The 17893-nt window shown below is 54.7% G+C and carries 17 protein-coding genes; 7 read left to right on the top strand and 10 right to left on the bottom strand.

What is annotated here, in order from left to right; all coding sequences use genetic code 11:
* Positions 1 to 33 precede the first annotated feature (33 nt).
* The 3 genes from AC222A_RS13125 to AC222A_RS13115 form a co-directional block, all read right to left on the bottom strand.
* A complete protein-coding gene (locus AC222A_RS13125; RefSeq protein WP_486775091.1) occupies positions 34 to 648 on the bottom strand; it encodes an outer membrane beta-barrel protein in 615 nt (204 codons plus the stop codon).
* Between the two features lie 63 nt (positions 649 to 711).
* Positions 712 to 1347, bottom strand: coding sequence for a TetR/AcrR family transcriptional regulator (locus AC222A_RS13120; protein WP_372810330.1), 636 nt, complete (start codon positions 1345 to 1347; stop codon positions 712 to 714).
* On the bottom strand, positions 1344 to 2120 hold the full coding sequence (locus tag AC222A_RS13115) for an SDR family NAD(P)-dependent oxidoreductase (protein WP_486775090.1): 777 nt from the start codon (positions 2118 to 2120) through the stop codon (positions 1344 to 1346). The genes AC222A_RS13120 and AC222A_RS13115 overlap by 4 nt, the downstream gene beginning before the upstream one ends.
* Before the next feature lie 281 nt (positions 2121 to 2401).
* Here AC222A_RS13115 and AC222A_RS13110 point away from each other — a divergent pair, with 281 nt between their 5' ends.
* Positions 2402 to 3370 (top strand): class 1 fructose-bisphosphatase, encoded by a 969-nt coding sequence (locus AC222A_RS13110; protein ID WP_372764189.1) that lies wholly within the window; start codon positions 2402 to 2404, stop codon positions 3368 to 3370.
* 119 nt (positions 3371 to 3489) lie between these two features.
* Here the strand turns inward: AC222A_RS13110 and AC222A_RS13105 are convergent, their stop codons facing one another.
* From AC222A_RS13105 to AC222A_RS13095, 3 genes are all read right to left on the bottom strand, one after another.
* Entirely contained in the window at positions 3490 to 4956 is a 1467-nt protein-coding gene (locus tag AC222A_RS13105; protein ID WP_372764191.1) for an acetyl-CoA acetyltransferase, read from the bottom strand.
* Positions 4957 to 4984: 28 nt separating this feature from the next.
* Positions 4985 to 5608 carry a hypothetical protein gene (locus tag AC222A_RS13100; RefSeq protein ID WP_372748541.1) on the bottom strand — a complete coding sequence of 208 codons (624 nt, stop codon included), beginning with the start codon at positions 5606 to 5608 and terminating at the stop codon, positions 4985 to 4987.
* A 112-nt stretch (positions 5609 to 5720) separates the two neighbouring features.
* The gene (locus AC222A_RS13095; RefSeq protein ID WP_372758362.1) at positions 5721 to 7082 is read right to left on the bottom strand and encodes a cytochrome P450; all 1362 of its coding nucleotides are present in this window, start codon (positions 7080 to 7082) and stop codon (positions 5721 to 5723) included.
* A 157-nt stretch (positions 7083 to 7239) separates the two neighbouring features.
* Here AC222A_RS13095 and AC222A_RS13090 point away from each other — a divergent pair, with 157 nt between their 5' ends.
* Positions 7240 to 7866: a TetR/AcrR family transcriptional regulator gene (locus AC222A_RS13090; protein ID WP_372748539.1), complete on the top strand. Its 627-nt coding sequence runs from the start codon at positions 7240 to 7242 to the stop codon at positions 7864 to 7866.
* Positions 7867 to 7872: 6 nt separating this feature from the next.
* On the opposite strand, the gene AC222A_RS13085 is transcribed toward AC222A_RS13090, so the two are convergent.
* Both AC222A_RS13085 and AC222A_RS13080 read right to left on the bottom strand, forming a co-directional pair.
* Positions 7873 to 8853, bottom strand: coding sequence for a CE1 family esterase (locus AC222A_RS13085; protein ID WP_372748538.1), 981 nt, complete (start codon positions 8851 to 8853; stop codon positions 7873 to 7875).
* Between the two features lie 43 nt (positions 8854 to 8896).
* A complete protein-coding gene (locus AC222A_RS13080) occupies positions 8897 to 9775 on the bottom strand; it encodes a TIGR03619 family F420-dependent LLM class oxidoreductase (RefSeq protein WP_372748537.1) in 879 nt (292 codons plus the stop codon).
* Between the two features lie 262 nt (positions 9776 to 10037).
* Here AC222A_RS13080 and AC222A_RS13075 point away from each other — a divergent pair, with 262 nt between their 5' ends.
* The 5 genes from AC222A_RS13075 to AC222A_RS13055 all read left to right on the top strand — a co-directional run bounded on the left by AC222A_RS13075 (position 10038) and on the right by AC222A_RS13055 (position 16616).
* Positions 10038 to 10736: a TetR/AcrR family transcriptional regulator gene (locus tag AC222A_RS13075; protein ID WP_486775089.1), complete on the top strand. Its 699-nt coding sequence runs from the start codon at positions 10038 to 10040 to the stop codon at positions 10734 to 10736.
* A 26-nt stretch (positions 10737 to 10762) separates the two neighbouring features.
* Complete coding sequence (locus tag AC222A_RS13070) at positions 10763 to 11752, top strand: ribonuclease Z (protein WP_372748535.1); 990 nt, start codon at positions 10763 to 10765, stop codon at positions 11750 to 11752.
* A 308-nt stretch (positions 11753 to 12060) separates the two neighbouring features.
* The gene (locus AC222A_RS13065) at positions 12061 to 13989 is read left to right on the top strand and encodes a serine protein kinase (RefSeq protein WP_372759057.1); all 1929 of its coding nucleotides are present in this window, start codon (positions 12061 to 12063) and stop codon (positions 13987 to 13989) included.
* 63 nt (positions 13990 to 14052) lie between these two features.
* A complete protein-coding gene (locus tag AC222A_RS13060) occupies positions 14053 to 15231 on the top strand; it encodes a DUF444 family protein (RefSeq protein WP_372749394.1) in 1179 nt (392 codons plus the stop codon).
* A complete protein-coding gene (locus AC222A_RS13055) occupies positions 15228 to 16616 on the top strand; it encodes a SpoVR family protein (RefSeq protein ID WP_372798457.1) in 1389 nt (462 codons plus the stop codon). Before AC222A_RS13060 ends, AC222A_RS13055 begins: the two co-directional genes overlap by 4 nt.
* Positions 16617 to 16754: 138 nt before the next feature.
* Here AC222A_RS13055 and AC222A_RS13050 read toward each other — a convergent pair whose 3' ends face one another.
* Together AC222A_RS13050 and AC222A_RS13045 are read right to left on the bottom strand one after the other, a co-directional pair.
* Positions 16755 to 17396 (bottom strand): TetR family transcriptional regulator, encoded by a 642-nt coding sequence (locus AC222A_RS13050; protein WP_372810394.1) that lies wholly within the window; start codon positions 17394 to 17396, stop codon positions 16755 to 16757.
* A gap of 94 nt (positions 17397 to 17490) precedes the next feature.
* Positions 17491 to 17893: cytochrome P450 (locus tag AC222A_RS13045; RefSeq protein WP_486775088.1), on the bottom strand; the 403-nt coding region annotated here is incomplete at its 5' end.

Below are 17893 nucleotides of genomic sequence, written 5' to 3'. Positions count from 1 at the left end.
CCAACCTCCCTGTCAAATGAGTTTTACCGCAGTTTACAAGAAAAACTCGATACCAACAGTAACCAGGTCGTAGTCGGCAACCACATCAGATCCGTTGTCCTTAAATTCAAAGCGGTCATATTCCACCTTGATATTCATTCCCGGTGCCCCACTGAACCGCACCCCGACTCCCCAGTAAGGATCAACACCGTCTTCGTAATAGCGATCAACAATACGCGAGCCGGCACGCTGCTCATCGGTTACCTGCTCCCAACTCAGTATGCCGCCCTTAACAAATACGGTAGCAAATTCGGACAACGGCAGGTCCAGCTGCAGATCCAGGCCCAGACCCGATGTTTCAGCCTCAGCGGCTACTGTTGGTGTTGTCACGGCCGATTGACCAAAGTTGATGTAAGACAAATTGCCGGCCAACATCGCGCTACGAAATCCTATTCCGGCTCGAAAGGCAATGTCCTGGTCGTCGATGTCACTACCCGGAGGAAAGTCCGAGGAATCAATATCCTGATAGGCCTGCCCCACGTCGACATGAAAATTTACGCTGGTGCGATTGTGGTCAGCTGCAGCGACCGGGGTGTACACCGCACCGACGAGTATTGCGACGGTCAACAGCGCGGAGTTGAAGATCGGGGGGATGTTGGTGGGATTCATTACGGCGGCCCTCAGTATGCTTGTCTACATACTGCGCCGCCGGTTATGAATGCAAACTGAACGCTATGCCACTAACAGGGCATTGTTTATGTAGCGGTTAACCTCCTGAATCCGGTCATACAGAGGATAAGCCGGGTCGTGTATCCAGTTCATAATCACGGTGTTGATCGCGCCCATAACCATCTCACCGGCAAATTCCACACTGTATTCGGCGGTAACGTCGCCCAGCGCCCGCCCCTCGCGCATCAACTGCACGAAGGCGTTATTGAGCTTGCCCAGCTGCTGCCCTGCCTTACTGCTTTCGCTAGACAACTCCATCAGCGTTTGATGAATCAGGCAGCGCTCAAGGTCTTCATAGCGCTGAAGATTATCCACCATCACAGAAAAAACATACCCCAGGCGCTCACGGGTTGACGGGAATTTTTCAATAGCCAGCGCCACAACATTAGACGTTTCGTCGTAGAGCATGGAATCGCTTAATTCGCGAATCAAATCCTGTTTTGAACCGTAGTAGTTGTAGAACGTTTTGCGAGCCACTTCGGCAGCCTCACAAATCTCTTCAACCGTGGTCAACTCAAAACCCTGCGAACCAAACAGTGAGAGCGCGGCTTCATTAATACGGCCACGCACTTCCTGTTTGCGCTGTTCGCGTCGACTTATGGATTTGGCCTCAGACCTGATGGGTGAAACGTTTCTCATAGCACGTTAGGAGGTACCGGATTGGTTTGGCTGATAATACCTTCAATACGATCACGCAGCGCATTATCTGACTTTTCAGTGCTGGGACGAATCCAGAACTTGTCTTCTTTGAGGGCCTGGACGGCGTAGGCGGCAACCTCCTGAGGTGAGGTGGTTTCCAGTTCCATACCGAACTGCTCCATCATCTTTTTCATGTCATCAACAGAACTGATACCGGACGCCTTTACACCACTGCCGGGTAAATCTTCAGGACGTACACGCTCAGAGTTAAACAGGCCGGTATCCACAACATGCGGGCCGGGAAACAACGCATTGACCTTTACCGGCGACTGTTTGGCCAGCATCTGATAATACAGGGTTTCGGTGATGGCCATCACCGAGGCCTTCGTGGTTGTGTAAATAGGCGCATCAGGCAGCATCAGAAATGCACCGTTGCCAGATCCGGTGACCACGAAGTGAGCTTCCTCGTTCTGCTCAACCAGACGCGGCATAAACGCATTAATGGAGTGTATGACCCCCCAGATATTTACCGAGAACGCCCACTTCCAGTCATTGAGGTTGTAGTCCCACATGTCACCAGCTTCACCGGCACCGATACCGGCGTTGGCAAACATCAGATGAACTGCGCCAAACTCGGCAAAGGCTTTGTCGGCCAGGTTGTTGAGATCTTCCTGACGGCTCACATCGGTGCGTACGCCGATAGCCGGGGTGCCGCGTGAATTTAAGGCAGCTACGGCCGTTTCCAACCCTTTTTCATCTACATCCGCCAGCACAATCTAGGCGCCTTCTGCCGCCCGCGCATCGCCGAGCGCGCGACCTACCCCACTGGCACCACCGGTAATGACCGCTACCTTGTCTTTAAAATCTTTCACCTGTCAGTTCTCCAACCGTTATCGTTATTTACGTTAGCCTGAGCACGACTGTATTACAGCTCCCAAAGTTTTTACACACTTGTTACCTTTTTTTAATTTGCCTGCGAAATCGCTGCAAACTGGAGCCCCTTCCTGCCAGATGGCATAATGCGCCGCTTCCCGACGCTGCCACAGGACACCCCATGAAAACACTGGATGCCTTTCTCGCTGAAAGCGCTGTCGAACCAAGCCTGAACGATGTGATTCGCCGCATTGCCACCTGCTGCGAGGCAATCAATCAGCAATTGCAGCGCGGTGAACTGGCTGGCATCCTCGGCAGCGCTGGGGCAGACAACGTGCAAGGCGAAACCCAGAAAAAACTGGATGTTATCGCCAACGATATGCTCAAGGAAGCCTTGCAGGCCTGCCCCCAGGTGCGCGGCATTGCCTCTGAAGAAGAAGACGAGGTGGTAGCGGCCAATCTGAAGGGTCAGTACCTGGTAACGTATGATCCGCTGGACGGCTCGTCCAATATCGACATCAACAGCATGGTTGGCACCATTTTCTCGGTACTCAAAGGACAGGGCGACGGCCCGGTCAGCGAGCAGGAGTTTCTGCAACCCGGCCGAGATCAGGCTGCTGCCGGTTATGTGCTTTACGGACCTTCCACCATGCTGGTATTCAGCACCGGTGACGGCGTGAGCATGTTTACCTTTGACCCCGCCACCAATGACTGGATACAAACGGTTGAGCGGGTAGCGCTGGCCCCGGATACCAAAGAGTTTGCCATTAACATGTCAAACCAGCGCTTCTGGGCTGAGCCCATGCAGAACTATGTTGCCGATTTACTTCAGGGCAGCGCCGGTCCGCGCGGCAAAAATTTCAATATGCGCTGGGTAGCGGCCATGGTCGCGGATGTGCATCGCATTCTGTGCCGTGGCGGCCTGTTCAGCTATCCTTGGGATTCGCGTAAACCCGACCAGGCCGGCAAACTGCGCCTGATGTACGAAGCCAATCCGATGGGCATGTTGGTAGAGCAGGCTGGCGGTGAGGCGTGGACCGATAGCGGCCGGATTCTGGATATTCAACCCGAAAAAATTCACCAGCGGGTGCCAGTGATTCTGGGCTCGAGCGAAGAGGTGAAGTGTTGCGTGGAGTATCACCAGCGTTGAGCTGAATTTATCTCCTGAAGGGATGATTCTTCGCGAGCAGGGCTCGCTCCCACAAATCTGGCTCTATCGAAGCCTGTGGGAGCGGGCCTGCCCGCGAAATGCTAACAGTTCAGTAAAAACTAAAGACTAAAAACCCCATCCTTTAACTGCGCAGTACGGCCGACAAATTCCTCTTTCATGGCATCGGCCATCAGGTCGGCATTTTCGCTGTAGGCAACGGTTCGTTTGCCGTCAGGCAGGGTCACTACCACCACCGCTCGCCAGGGATTATCCCCCTGGAACAAAACCGTGCAGCCCACAATTTTGCCGGCACCCGCATCCACCTTAACCAACTCTAGCGGGGGCGCCTCTGCGCGCGCTTCAGCGGTCAGGTCCGCAAAGCCAAAGCCGTTCGGGTTGGGCTCGGTAGACCACACACCAAAGCCCTGCTTGGTCAGCATGCCGCTCACCGACGTGACATAACCTTTTTTACCTGGCTGTCCACGTAATAGTTCTGCCATGCGGGCGGTGGATTGCAGCACATAGTTGTTAAGCGGGCCGCCACCAAAGGTCATACCACCAGTGACCGTGATCTGCTGGTCGAGGGAAATGCCTATTTCTCGGGCATAAATCTGTACCGCCGATGGAAAGCAGCTGTACAGCTCCAACAGGTCGATATCGTCTACTGTCATGCCGGCCAGTTCCAGCGCCTTTTTTCCCGCTAATCGGGCTCCGGGGCAACCGCCCAGATCCACGCGCTGGGAGGTGTTCACCATAAAGTTGCTTTCAGTGCTGGCCAACGGGAATACCCACTTCTCGCGAGGAATGCCCATGGCCTCGGCCTTGGCCACCGAGCAGAACAGCAGCGCGCCAGCCTGATCCACGTTCCACTGACTGTTGTGATACTTGGTATAGGGGAAAGCGAGCATTTTGTTCTTGGGAGAGGCATTGCGAATCTGGTCCGCGCTCATACCATCGCGAGCCCAGGCGTGAGGGTTGTCTTTGGCAACATCTGCCATGCCCTCGTAGAGCGCCGCAACACGATCGCGATGGCTTTCAATATCTTCACCCGTGGCATGACGCAATGCGCTTTCCATCAAGGCGTAGTAGCCCACAGGCATACCCAGACCGGCATCAGATTCTACTTCTGACCAGATCTCCTGCTCGGGCTCAAGCAGAATATCCGGCGCCTCAGTCTGCGCAGTTTCTGGCGCCTCAATGCCCTGAATGGTCGCCTGCAGCGCCCGAAATTTAGCTTCGCCGCCCACCACCAGTGCAGTGTCGATGTCACCTGCAGCAATCAACTGGCAGGCGTCAGCAAACAACCCTTGCTGCAAAATGCCGATCTCGGCCAGCAAGGTAGTGGCCTGCGGGGCACCCACGGCCTCGCCGATCAGACGGGCTGGATTGCTGTAGTTCCACACACCCCGCGGCACACTGATACGTTTTACATCGCGCAGCAACTGCGGCGCGCCACTGTCTTCGCCGGCCGCTTGGGCCGCCCGAATCATCAGCGCAACGGCCTCATCGGCTTTGGCGACGTCGGTTTCGCGCTGGTTGAGCACGCCAATTCCAACCAGTACCGGTGTATTTGGTGAAAGTGTCATCTCAACCTCTCTTTTCGTGTGTAGGGAACTAGTTTGCTCGAATCACCAATGACGCGAGACCGTTTTGGCCCCAGATCGCCAGAGCCACCGGACCATCAATACTGCTCAATCCTTGCGGCAATTCCATCATGGCGGCTTTCACCTGATCTGTCAGTGTCGCCAGCAACGGCAAGTTGTCTATATCGCCGGCCTGTATACCCAACGATCGCAGCTGCTCTGCACTGATGGCCACCACCTCAACCGCGTCAAAGTCAGCAGCGAGTACCTCGTTGATATCCAGCAATCCCGTTTTTTCAGCAACATCCGCGCTTAAACGTGCCTGCAGTCGCTGCAGCGCAATACCGCCACTACCACCGCCTTCCAGCGTCAACAATTGGCCGTAAAGCGCAAGCATGGGGGCAAGCATGGGAGACAGTTCGGGCTCGCTACTGGCAAACTCCAAGCCCTGAAGTGGCAGCTGCAGATCGCCGCTCGAAAACGTGCCGTGGTTGTTGAGGGACGCAAAATCCTTGAAGGCAGGTACTGCGATAACCGGTGCTGAAGATGCCATAGCCACAGGCGCGGCGAGCGTTAATGCAGGCGTTGCTAGCAAGCCGCCGGCACTCAAAACGAGCACCGCCGCCGCTGCAGAAACCAAACGGGGCTTATGCATGTCGAAATCCAAAATCAGACTACTGGGTCAGCCCGTTACTGACTTTTTCTTAACGTTTTAAACGGGTTACGACGCAGTAACGAGCAAGGCCCGCTCTGCGCCGGCACGAAGTTTACCCATTCAAACGCTTTAACACCATAGGCAAATCGTCAGCTGGTTTTGGCAAGGGGACAGTCTGCATCTCGGTGCCAAAATTCGCCGGCAGGGAGAATTCATAACGCGTTAGGAACTGGTGCAGGAAGTTTTTGGTTTGCATCAGCGCAAAGTGCATACCGATACACTTGTGAGCACCGCCACCAAAACCGACAAAGCTGAAGGAGTGCCGTTTGTGCTCATTGCGCGGCTCCAACCAGCGATCAGGATCAAACTTCTCAGGCTCATCCCAGTACTCCGGCATGCGATGCACATATTGCGGCGCAAGGAAGAGGATGGTGTTGGCCGGAATGTGATAGCCGCCAATCTCGCAATCGTTGATGGTGCGACGCTGCATCATCATTACAGACGGGTGCAGACGCAGTGCTTCACGCACAGCAGCATCAGCCAGTGGCATCCGGTCCAGATCCTCGTACTCGAGGTAATCTTTACCAATAGCCTGGGCTTCTTCACGCAAGCGCTGCTGCATCTCAGGATTTTGCCCCAGATGATAAAGCAGATGGCTCAGTGCGGAGGTTGTGGTGTCATGGGCGGCAAACAGCAGGAAGCTCATATGAGCAACAATGTCCTGGTCGCTGAAGTACTCACCGTCTTCGTTTTTCTCTTTCGCGAAGTAGCTGAACGTATCAATACCATCGTTTTTACGGCGCTCGTCGATCAGGGCACCAAAAAACTCATGAAGATAACGCTCACCTTTCTTGCCCTTGGCATAGGCCGTACCCGGAATCTCCTTGGTGATCAGACCCATGAGGCCGTTGGCCACATCGGTGAAAGCCGTGTTGAGCTTATCGGCGCGCTCATCGTCCTTGCCCAACCCGACAAAGATGGTAGCAGCAACATCCAACAACGCCTGTTTGATGGCAGGGAAAAAGTGGAAGTCTTTCTGTCCGTCCCAGCTTTCCACGGCCTCATTCAACATCGGGCCCATGGTGTCGATGTAACCCTTCATGGCATCGTTCTTGAAGGCTGTCTGCATCATACGGCGCTGAAAACGGTGCTCTTCGTGGTCGCGCAGCAACAGCGCGCCTTTGTAAAAGCGACCCAGCGAACCCATGTAACCCATCTCGGCCGAGAAGTTCTTCTCTTTATCGAGATAGATCTGCTGATACAGGTCGGGCCCACACAGCAGCACACCTTTAAACCCCGCCAGACCAAATTTGGAAACCGGGCCAAATTCCTTGTACTGCTTGTCTACAGTGCCGTACAGATCTTTTACCAGCGAGATCGTGTGGCCGATGACTGGCCAGCCAAATGAGCCCGGTATGTGCGAAAGCTGGTGGTTGTCTTTGGCCAGCTTGTAGTTAGCGACTGCTTCAGTCATTGGTTCCCTTCCTCCTGCGGTCGTTGCCGAGGTTAATCGGTTTATTTTGAACAGATGATATGTAATGACTCTAAACATATCAAGCGTTCGATATAAAAAAACATCAAATCCGGGTATACTGTCACAATTGCTCAAAAAACAAACGGGGGTGTGGGGAGTGCGAAAAGTAGATCATGACAGTCGCCGAGAGGAAGTAGCCTCTGTTGCGTCGCGGTTGATTGCCGATCGAGGTTTGGAAGCACTTACTACCAGGGCGCTAGCCAAAGAGCTGGGCTGCTCCATTGGTGTACTGTCACACTACTTCAACAGCAAAGAAGAGATCGTTATGGCGGCCTTCCAATGGGCAGACCAGCGCATTGACCAACGCATGCAAGACGCGATTGCCGAGCTGGAAGAAATATCCCTCGATTACTTTATTCCAATGATCACCTCCGGCCTGCCGCTCGACGAAGAGTCTGACCGGGAGTGGCGGGTTCGCTTTAACCTGTACCACTATTGCCTGACGCGCGGTGGCGAAGGCCTGAAAACCCAGATCGAAAAGATCAGTCAGTTTCGGGTACTGATGGATGAATTTATCCGCACACTGCAAAAGAAAGGCGAGGTGCGCCGCGACATTGCCCCGGATCTGATCACCAAGATGGCGTTTGATATGGTTATGGGAGCCGCCCAAAACCTGCTGATGGTTCCAATGGCGAAACGACGAGAGCACGCCGCTTACCTGTTCGATATTGTCGAGAAATTACGTCCGGTAAAGGCGCCCGTTGCTTCACTTGTCAGCGCCTGACACACATTAGGGCAACCCCGCCGCCTGTGTGTCTGCGGTCAGGAATGTCCAGATAAGATCGGCCGCGTCCACATCGCGAATATCACCGCCAAGCACACCAAAGCTAGTGTTGACGCTCGGCAGCACATGGCCGCCACCCTGCATAGTGAACAAGCCCACGCGATGCGTCCTGCCATACCATAGCTGAGCGCTGATATAGCCGTCGTCTGCGGGCTCGGTATCAGCCAGATCGAAGGGCTCAGGACCCTTGGTATAGCCGGCCAGATCCGCGAAATACTGGGCCGTTTGCGCCGCAGAAAGCACCTCTCCCCGGCTGTCGTCCCACAGCAATTTGACCACGCCGCCGTCGTAGGGATTCACGGGGTCGTCAGTACCTTCGATCAGGGCGATATTGACTGGCTGCCCCTGCTTGTCGCAATCCAGATTGTCGTCCACCGGCAAGTTGGCCACTATCGGCGCATAACCGGCCATCAGCGACGGCGCCTCCAAGGCCAGACGCAATACCATATGACCTCCGTTGGACAAGCCGGTGGCATAGACCCTGGCCGGATCTGCCCGGTGATCGCGCACCAGCTCCTCTATCATCTGCCGAACAAAGCCTACATCATCGATATTTCGCTGGTTGGCCGCATAACTTGCAGATGCCCTGCAGTCGTTCCAATGGCGCTCTATGCCATCCGGATAGACCACGATAAGCCCTCGCTGGTCGGCCATGCGATCAAATTGCCGCGCACCCATCTCACGCATAACCTCACCAGTTGACAGCGATCCATGAAAAACAAAAAGCAACGGTGCTTGGGGCTGGAGGGTCGCGGGCACATAAACGCGGTAATGGCGCGTCAAACCGTCGTGACTGGTTTCTACCGCATGCAGCTCACCGTTGAGCTCAGGCAGTTCAAGCGTGCGGGGGACGAAAAAGGAACGGGCCGCCAACAACGCGACGACCCCGACAATAATAATTACACCAAACCAGTAAAGCTTTTTCATTGCCCCCGCCTGTTTTTATTGCATGCGGGGGCATTGTAGCGTGCTAGCCACGCGACTTGGCAATCACCTCGTCGGCGAACCAGCGCATCATGCCGATTTTTTCTTCCACTGTTTTATCGTCGGCTTCGGCCTCATAAACGTTGCGGAAAGCCACCAGCACCTCATCGATACCAATATCTTCCAAACGCTTAATGCCGTCAGGGCTGTAGGCATCTTGCGTCATGGCCTGAAACTCAAAAGGCAGGTGATCACGGCCATACTCTTTGCGGAACTCGTTGATCTGGTCAACCATCACTTTAATGGATTCAGCATCACCACCGGCGGCAATCCAACCATCGCCCAGCCGCGCCGCCCGGCGCAGCGCGGGCTTCGAGTGACCGCCTACAAGAATGCGCGGTCGCACGGTGGGCACCGGGCACAGCTTGATGGCCGGCATCTGGAAGATCTCGCCGTCATATCCGAAATACTCGCCACTCATCAGGCCGTTGACGATTTCAATGATCTCATCCAGTCGCTTACCGCGCTTTTCCCACGGGGTATTGGTCACGTCAAAATCTTCCCCCCAAGGGCTGATACCCGCGCCGTAGTCAAAGCGGTTGCCGCTGAGCACTGCAAGACTGGACATCATTTTGGCCAGCAGGGCGGGCTCATGCACTGCCGTTTTATGCACCGAGGTGGAAAACCGGATTTTCTCGGTAACCGCCGCCAGATGCGACATCAGCAGAAATGGCTCGATAAAGGGCACGCCGTCGAGAAACTCGCGGCTGCCATCGGCGTTGTAGGGGTATTTGGAGCTCGCTTCCTTGGGGTAGCAGATACTGTCCGGGAAGGTTACGGTATCAAAACCGATCTCTTCCGCCGCTTTAGTCAATGGCACGTATTGTTCGGGTGGACACATACTGTGGTGGTAGGCAAATTTCATGGATTGCTCCTTCCTGTCAATCTGTCGGTATCGGGCGCGCAGGGCCACACTGGCATCCTGCTACGGTAATCCAGCCAAAACGGATACCCGAAGGCGCCGCTTCTTATTCTGAGTTCAGCAGATCATCCTAATTCGCCGAACCATAATATGGAATACGCTTTACGACGCCTCACCCGTATGTAGGGGATCTGCGAGTGCTCGACGCACCCGCCGCTTTCACGGACAATTCGTCCTGCCAACGCAGGCCGACAGGACACCCACTTTGAGTAACGCACAAGCCAACGGCGATAATCGCAGTCAGCGCACCCGGCAGGCTATCGTTCGGGCCGCCGAAAACCTGTATGCAAAACATGGTGTTGAAGGGGTATCACTGAACACCATTACTCGCGCAGCCCGCCAGAGCAACCGCAATGCGATCCAGTACCACTTTGGCGGAAAAAACGGCCTGCTGCAGGCGATATTCGACAAGCACGCGCCCGGCGTAGCACAGCGTCGCGCAGCACTGATCGACGAGCTCGCCGCCGACGATCACAGCACTGAAGCCATCATCGCCTCAGCCATGGTGCAACCACTGATTGAGAAGCTAGAGGATGCAGACGGTGGCGAGGCCTATATTCACATCAGCGCCGAATTGATTACCACCAATACATTGGGCTACCAGGCACCAGAGAAACATCCTCTGCAATTGGCCAGAGAGAGCAAAATCGCCGCGTTTACCGCACGCCACCTGAGCGCGCTGCCTCCTGCCATTGTTGAGCAACGTATTGTGCACATGAACATTCTGGCCTACCACGGCGTATCTGAGCACGCCCGGCTTCGCGCCAGTACGCAATATGCCTCTTTTTCTGCCGACACAAAGTTCATGGCAAGCAATCTGATCGACAGCATTATGGCCGTTTTGTCCGCCACCCCATCGAGCCACACGCTGACACTGCACCGGCAAAAGCACGGCGATACCTGAAGCCCATACCACGCTATAATGCCCGCATGAAGTTTACATTTCTCGGCACGAGCGCAGGTGTTCCCACGCGCAATCGCAATGTCAGCGGCTTCGCTCTGTCGCTGCGCGAAAATCGCAGTTGGTATCTGGTGGATTGCGGCGAAGGCACGCAACATCAGCTATTACGCTGCCATTACAGCCTCGCAAAGCTGCAGGCAATTTTCATCACCCATGTTCACGGTGACCACTGCTACGGATTGCCAGGCCTTCTGGCCAGTGCCAATATGAGCGGCCGCAAGGAGCCCCTGACAATCTGTGCCCCCGACGGGATAGAGCAGTTCGTTTCCGCTGCTCTCAAGTACACCGACGTGAGCACCCTGCGCTACCCACTACATTTTGTTCGCTCAGACAATTGCGCCGCGCAATCGATGAAAGTGTTCAGTGACCACCGACTGAAAGTCACTGCCCACACACTATCTCATCGTGTGCCAAGCTTTGCCTATCGATTCGAAGAAATCCCTCCCAACGCACTCAATCAAAGCGCACTGCGCGCGAAAGGGGTGCCGCGTGGTCCACTCTGGGGCGAATTGCAACACGGCAACTCAGTAAGGCTGGACAATGGCAAGGTGGTCAACCCGGAAGATGTGTGTGAAGCCTCATGGAAACCGCGCGCAATCATGGTGGGTGGCGACAATGACAAACCGGAGTTGCTTGTAAGTGCGCTGAAAAACACCGACCTTCTGGTACATGAGTCTACCTTTACCGAAGACGTACTGGCACGGATTGGCACTCAGTACATGCACAGCACGGCCGCGCAGGTCGCCAAAGCCGCTGCACAGGCGCGAGTTCCCTTTCTGGCACTGACCCACTTTAGCCAGCGCTATCGGGACAAATTGTCAGCCGATACTCGCCACATCGACGAGCTGCGCCAGGAAGCGGCCTGTTACTACTCAGGAGAAATACTGATGGCGCGTGATTGCGATCAGTACACACTGACAAAAGATCGAAAGTTAGCAAAGCTGCCGTCTGAGTGCTAACTGGGGAAGGCGCTAAAACGCGAGGGAAAAACGAAAAAAATAAAACTGCACGTCATAAAAAAGTGATTATGTCGGTCTTTTTCCCCACTGGGAAGTGCTTTCCCCACAATTCCCCAATAAAACAAAAAAACGGATTCTACCTATGCCACGTGGGAATAATATGTGCTAGAACAAAAGCTGACGAGGTGGAAAATCTGCGACGTTTTCTGAAACCTTGTGCAGTTGTTCCGCTCTAAGCCAATGGAGCAGGAACAGATAACGCCGCAACCCCGCTTCGCTTTTCGAATGGCGTTGGCATGGAGGTCCTCATGGCTAGCAACAACGGACACGACGCGTTTATCCAGTCGCTGGAATCGTTCACCGATCAGCATCGCTCCCGACAGTGGGAAGGAACCTTTGCGGATTACCTGGAACAAATAGTTCAGCCTAAACCCACCCTGGCCACTCGCAACAGCCACCAGTACACCTGGGACATGCTGCGCTGGATGCAGGCAAACGAGGAAAGCGGCGAGGGAAAACTCAAACTTTTTTCCCGCGAGCTTTACGGAATTGACCCAGCGCTGCAACGCATCGTTGACTATTTCAAGGCTGCTGCGGCGGGCTCTGAAGTTGGACGCCGTCTTTTGTTGCTGCTCGGCCCACCCTCCGGGGGTAAATCAAGCCTCGTTATTTTGATGAAACGTGGTATGGAGGAATACAGCCATACCGACGACGGGGCGCTTTACGGACTGAAAGGTTCACCGCTGCACGAAAATCCACTGTGCCTTGTTCCTCACACACTGCGCGCAGAATTCCGAGACACCTATGGCGTAGACATTCAGGGCGAGCTATCTCCCTACGCACAATCGATCCTCGAGCAAGAGTACGAGGGCGATTTTATGCGCTATCCGGTGGAAAGAATTTTTCTGTCGGAATCGAAACGAATGGGCGTTGGCACCTACGCGCCACATGACCCGACAACCGCCGACATAGCCGACTTGATCGGTTCTGTCGATCTGGCAAAAGTTTCCGAGTTCGGCGATGAAGGCGATCCACGCGCTTGGTCCTGGTCGGGTGCAGTTTACTCTGCCAGCCGCGGCCTGCTGGAAATGATCGAGATTCTCAAAGTTAAGCGCGAATTTCTTTACCTGTTGCTGACACTCACTCAGGAAAAAAACGTAAAAGTCTCTCGCTTCCCGCTGATCCATGTGGACGAGACCATCATTGCCCACACTAACCTCGCAGAATTTCGAAAATTTCTACAGGAAAAAGAGAACGAAGCGCTGCTCGATCGCATGGTGATTGTGCAGGTTCCTTACACGATGAACTACCGCGAAGAATCGAAAATCTACCGCAAGTTAATTGCGCAGGCCCCGACCTTCCGCAATGTTCATCTCGACCCACACGCACTGCGCCTAGCCGCTCTGTTTGCCGTACTGTCTCGCCTGAAACCGTCGGAACGCGAAGATCTCGACCTTTCGAAAAAAGTACGACTCTACGCCGGCGATGATGTGGAAGGCTTCTCACGCAATGAACTCGAGAAAATTCGCAACGAGTATCCGGACGAAGGCCTGTCCGGAGTATCACCCCGCTTCGTGGTCAACGCGCTTTCTAACGCGATCTCACGCTCAGAAGCCGAAAGCCTAACGAGTATGGAAGTCTTGGTCACGCTTAAAGACTCGATTGAAAGTGACGCCCGAATGGACGCAAAACAGAAACGCGAGTGGGTCGATTTTCTCGTCACAGCGCGTAAGGACTTCTACAATCACTGGGTTAAGGAAGATGTGCACAAAGCGCTGTTTGTCTCTTTCCAGGAAGAAAGCGAAAGTCTGCTCGAAAAGTATCTAGACGAAGTAGAAGCGGCCCTCGACAAACGCGAGGTGAAAGACCCTATCACCAACGAAACTCGCGACCCAGACGAACGGTTCCTGCGTGCGGTTGAAGAAAAGATCAATGTCTCTGACGCCGGCAAGCAGACTTTCCGCCAAGAAGTGGTTCGCAAGGCCATGGTGGCTTACAAAAATGGCGAGAAATTCACACTCGATTCTCATGCTCGCCTGAAAGAGGCGATGGAAAAATACCTTTTCGAAGAGCGTCGCGATGTACTGCGGTTAGTGAGTTCGATTTCACGCCCGGACGATGAAGCGCAGGAAAAAATCGCGGCGGTAGAAGAACGGTTGATCAAGGAATACGGCTACGACAAGCACAGTGCCCGCGAGGCACTCAACTATGTAACAACGCTGCTCTCGCAAGAATAGGCGAGTGCTAACGGCGCGCAAAAGCGCGCCACAAAGGGCCCCGCAGTTGGGCTGGGAGGAGGCATGTTTCTTCAGGATGGTGGTCAGGGAAACAGCCACAGACACTGGTACGATCTCTTTTCGCGCGGCACTCGTGACTGGTTGCGGCACAACGAAAAGGTTAGGGAAGCCGTGCGCGAGCACCTTCCTGAAATGATCGCCAAGTCCGATGTTTTATCCCGACCCGAAAATCGTACGGTTCAAGTTCCCGTCAAGTTTCTGGAGCACTACCGCTTTACTCTTCGAAATAGCGACGAGCAGAGTGGCGCAGGCCAGGGACAGGCCGATGCTGGCGATACTTTACGACAAGCCCAACCGGGTCAGCCCGGCGGGCAAGATCAGGGCGGCGGCGAGGGCGAAGGACAATTCGACTTCGTACTCGAATTTAAAACGGACGATATCCTCGATTGGCTTTGGGAAGAGCTGAAACTCCCCAACCTTCAGCCTAAAGAGGGCAGCAATGTCGACGTAGATGAATACGTGCGCGAGGGCTGGGACAAACGCGGCGCCCGCTCGCGGCTTGATCGACGCCGCACCATGAAAGAAGCGATCAAGCGTCGCACAGCCGTTCCAGACACACCCGTTCCCATTAGCAACGACGATCTGCGCTTCCGTCAGCTGGCACGTAAGCGACAGCCTACGACCAACGCGGTAGTGATATTCCTGCTGGATGTATCCTCCAGTATGGACGAACACTGCCGCAAACTGGCCAAGAGCTTTTTCTTTTGGGCGCTGCAGGGAATCCGACGCCAGTTCAGTCATATTGACACGGTATTCATCGCGCACAGCGTGGAAGCTTTTGAGTTCGAAGAGGAAGAATTTTTCCAGGTAAGCGGCCAGGGGGGCACCAAGTCATCTACCGCGCTGGAACTGGCGGAACAAGTGCTCACAGATCGCTTCGATACATCCCAGTACAACTGTTACCTGTTTTATGCAACAGATGGTGAAAATTTCAGTAATGACCGGGAGCAGTCCGCCGCGAGTCTGGCGCGACTCGCACCACTACTCAACTTCGCGGGCTATGCCGAGGTATCGCACAGTAACACGCGACGCTTAAACACAGAAGTAGGTCGCCTCTGGCAACAACTGGCAGATAACGGCCACCCTTGTGGCAGCTATTCTTTGGCGAGTGACAACGATATCTGGCCGGCAATCAAGGCCTTTTTCACCGATCAGGCTGCGCGACAACAGGTGGACGTATGAGTTCAGACATGAACAGCACCCTGGCCGATACCATTCCCAAAATGGAGGCATTAGCCAAAGATCAGGGGCTTGATTTTTTCCCGGTAGATTTCGAACTGGTACCGCCCAGCTTCATGATGGAAGTAGCCGTCTACGGCCTGCCAGTGCGGATGCCGCATTGGTCTTTTGGGCTGCGCTGGATATACCAGATGATTCAGCACCGGATGGGGCACTCAAAAATATTTGAGGTGGTTTTTCCCGGCAATCCCAACCGCGCTTACTTGGTGAATACCAACAGCTTGCATGAAAACACGTTGGTAGTGGCCCATGTACTGGGCCACGCCGATTTCTCGCGCAACAATATTTCCTTTGCCCGCAGTCAGGAACAGGTTGGCTACCATATCGTTGAACAGGCTGCGGCCCATGCCCACCGCATTGACGAAGTCATCAAAGAATTCGGCGAGCAACGTGTAGAGCAGGTACTCGACTGCGCACTCTCGCTGGAACCGCACATCGACACCCAGCAGCTACTTAATCGAAAAAAATACCCCACCAAACGCAGCACCGAAACCAAACCAGCAGCGGAAGGATTTCACGGCCGCTATGCCGAACTTCCCGGAGAAGAATTCCCCAGCAGCGAACCGCGCACCACGCCATTGCCTGTACCGCCAAAACCGGAAAAAGACCTCCTGTGGTTTATCGCGAACTACGCACCGGAAATGGAGGACTGGGAACGGGATATCTTTCTCGCTGTGCGCAAAGAAGCTTGGTATTTCCAGCCAGTATTTAACTGTCAGATCATGAATGAGGGGTGGGCGAGCTACTGGCATTCGCGCCTGCTGCGCGAAGCAGATTTTCTGCCCTCTTCCATGTATGTCGATTGCATGAAAACCCATTCCGACGTTGTCAGCCCCTATGCCGGCGACCAGCAAGTTGCACTCAAGCTAAACCCTTATCATGTCGGCTACGTGATGTGGGAAAAAATCATCGCCGAGCAAGGGCTCGAGACAGCACGTCGAATCATGGAACAGGAAGACGATTTTGGTTTTATACGCAATCACCTGAGCCGTGAACTGGCCGACGACATGCGGCTGTTCTCGTTTAATGCAAAACGCAATGGTGAAATCAAGGTCGCTGAAAATAGCCTGGACACACTTCACGAGAATATTCTCGCACCAAAGTTCAACTTCGGCGCACCTCGCGTTGTCGTCGACGAACTCAAACCGGACGGTTCTCTTGTGCTGCGCCACGAAAGCGGCATAGACGGCCGGGGGCTCGAGCTGGAGCGCGCGCGCAAAGTGCTGACTTACATCGCAAACATTTGGAAGCGTCCGGTAAAGTTGATCACATTGGATGCGCAGGACCAGGAGGTGTTGATCTCGCCGCCGGAAAATGCTGAGGCCTGAGCCCTGCATTCTGGCTGGCGCGATGTAGACACGCCATTCGCCAATACCGGCGCTCCTTTTATGAGCAATACAAATCTCTCTACCCGCCGCATTTCCTTATACAAACCGATCCAAGACCCAGCGCTTAAAAGCCGACAATCAGCCGCGCGGTAGCTGCGCCTCCAACGCACTGATCAGGAACGGCAACCCCAGCGTTAGCTGATCCCTTCTAACCACCCTATCCAGATCCGAAGCAGCTTCCAGGCGCCGGCGGTCGGCATTTTGCAGGTAAGCATGGGTAAGGGCCGTTAGGGCCTCATCCCCTTGCGCTCCAGCAGATAACGGCCGCAGTGAGGCGTGTAGGCACACAGCACCGATCACAAGCTGAAGCATGGCAAACAGTGCCTCAAGTGCCTGCTCGGTGTTGAAACCGGCAGCGCAGAGCTTGTTTACAAAGGCATCGATAACGGCGTTGGCCTGCCCCCCGAGGCGCAGCGAGCCAAGCAGCGGCACCCAACTGGTCTCCGCGCACAGCGCGGTATACATACCGTTTGCGACGTGTCTCACCCAATCCTGCCATGGCAGATCCTGCGTGGGCAGCACATCGGCGCGCACGATCATTTCTTCCAGCGCTGCCGCTAACAGTTCATCCTTGTTAGCGAAGTGCTTGTACAGGGCCATCGGGCTGACTCCCAGTGCCAGCGCGACCCGACGCATCGTCAACTTATCGACGCCCACCTCGTCAATCACTTCCAGCGCGGCGTCAACAAAGTTCTGAGGGTTCAGCGCAGCTTTGGTCATGCCGATCGACTCCTTCGTTTACATATCAGTGTGACTGACAAGGAAATTAAAAAAACGCAAATTATAACCGCTGTTACGCGCAATGCCCCCTGCACTATGCCGCCTGGCTCGACCTACCTTGCGATACTGCCGCCGGCACGGGGTCGAAGGCAACGGGCAATTTCAGCAAGGTGTGAGCAAACATCGAGGCTAGGAACGGAGCTTCACCGTCCAGCCGCAGGTTCTCGGTACGCTGCAGGAATTCCCGGAGCACAATGCGAATTTCGCTGCGTGCCAATTCGCGGCCTATGCAGGCGTGAATGCCGTGACCAAACGTGAGGTGCTTCTTGCCGTTGCTTCGCTGTAAATCGATGACATCCGGATTTGCAAACACGCGCTCGTCACGGTTTCCCGATGCCCACATTAGGAAGATACGGCTACCCGCGGGCAGTTTGACACCGTGCAGTTCCGTATCGCGTTTGACCCACCGGAAATGCCCCTGAAACGCCGCTTCCAGC

Source organism: Litorivivens sp., assembly GCF_057445395.1.
This window is presented reverse-complemented; position numbering and strand designations above follow the sequence as displayed.

Excerpts from the sequence above, each read along its gene's own strand:
- AC222A_RS13125 (WP_486775091.1), bottom strand. The coding sequence starts at position 648 with ATGAATCCCACCAACATCCCCCCGATCTTCAACTCCGCGCTGTTGACC.
- AC222A_RS13120 (WP_372810330.1), bottom strand. The coding sequence starts at position 1,347 with ATGAGAAACGTTTCACCCATCAGGTCTGAGGCCAAATCCATAAGTCGA.
- AC222A_RS13110 (WP_372764189.1), top strand. The coding sequence starts at position 2,402 with ATGAAAACACTGGATGCCTTTCTCGCTGAAAGCGCTGTCGAACCAAGC.
- AC222A_RS13105 (WP_372764191.1), bottom strand. The coding sequence starts at position 4,956 with ATGACACTTTCACCAAATACACCGGTACTGGTTGGAATTGGCGTGCTC.
- AC222A_RS13100 (WP_372748541.1), bottom strand. The coding sequence starts at position 5,608 with ATGCATAAGCCCCGTTTGGTTTCTGCAGCGGCGGCGGTGCTCGTTTTG.
- AC222A_RS13095 (WP_372758362.1), bottom strand. The coding sequence starts at position 7,082 with ATGACTGAAGCAGTCGCTAACTACAAGCTGGCCAAAGACAACCACCAG.
- AC222A_RS13085 (WP_372748538.1), bottom strand. The coding sequence starts at position 8,853 with ATGAAAAAGCTTTACTGGTTTGGTGTAATTATTATTGTCGGGGTCGTC.
- AC222A_RS13080 (WP_372748537.1), bottom strand. The coding sequence starts at position 9,775 with ATGAAATTTGCCTACCACCACAGTATGTGTCCACCCGAACAATACGTG.
- AC222A_RS13070 (WP_372748535.1), top strand. The coding sequence starts at position 10,763 with ATGAAGTTTACATTTCTCGGCACGAGCGCAGGTGTTCCCACGCGCAAT.
- AC222A_RS13065 (WP_372759057.1), top strand. The coding sequence starts at position 12,061 with ATGGCTAGCAACAACGGACACGACGCGTTTATCCAGTCGCTGGAATCG.
- AC222A_RS13060 (WP_372749394.1), top strand. The coding sequence starts at position 14,053 with ATGTTTCTTCAGGATGGTGGTCAGGGAAACAGCCACAGACACTGGTAC.
- AC222A_RS13055 (WP_372798457.1), top strand. The coding sequence starts at position 15,228 with ATGAGTTCAGACATGAACAGCACCCTGGCCGATACCATTCCCAAAATG.
- AC222A_RS13050 (WP_372810394.1), bottom strand. The coding sequence starts at position 17,396 with ATGACCAAAGCTGCGCTGAACCCTCAGAACTTTGTTGACGCCGCGCTG.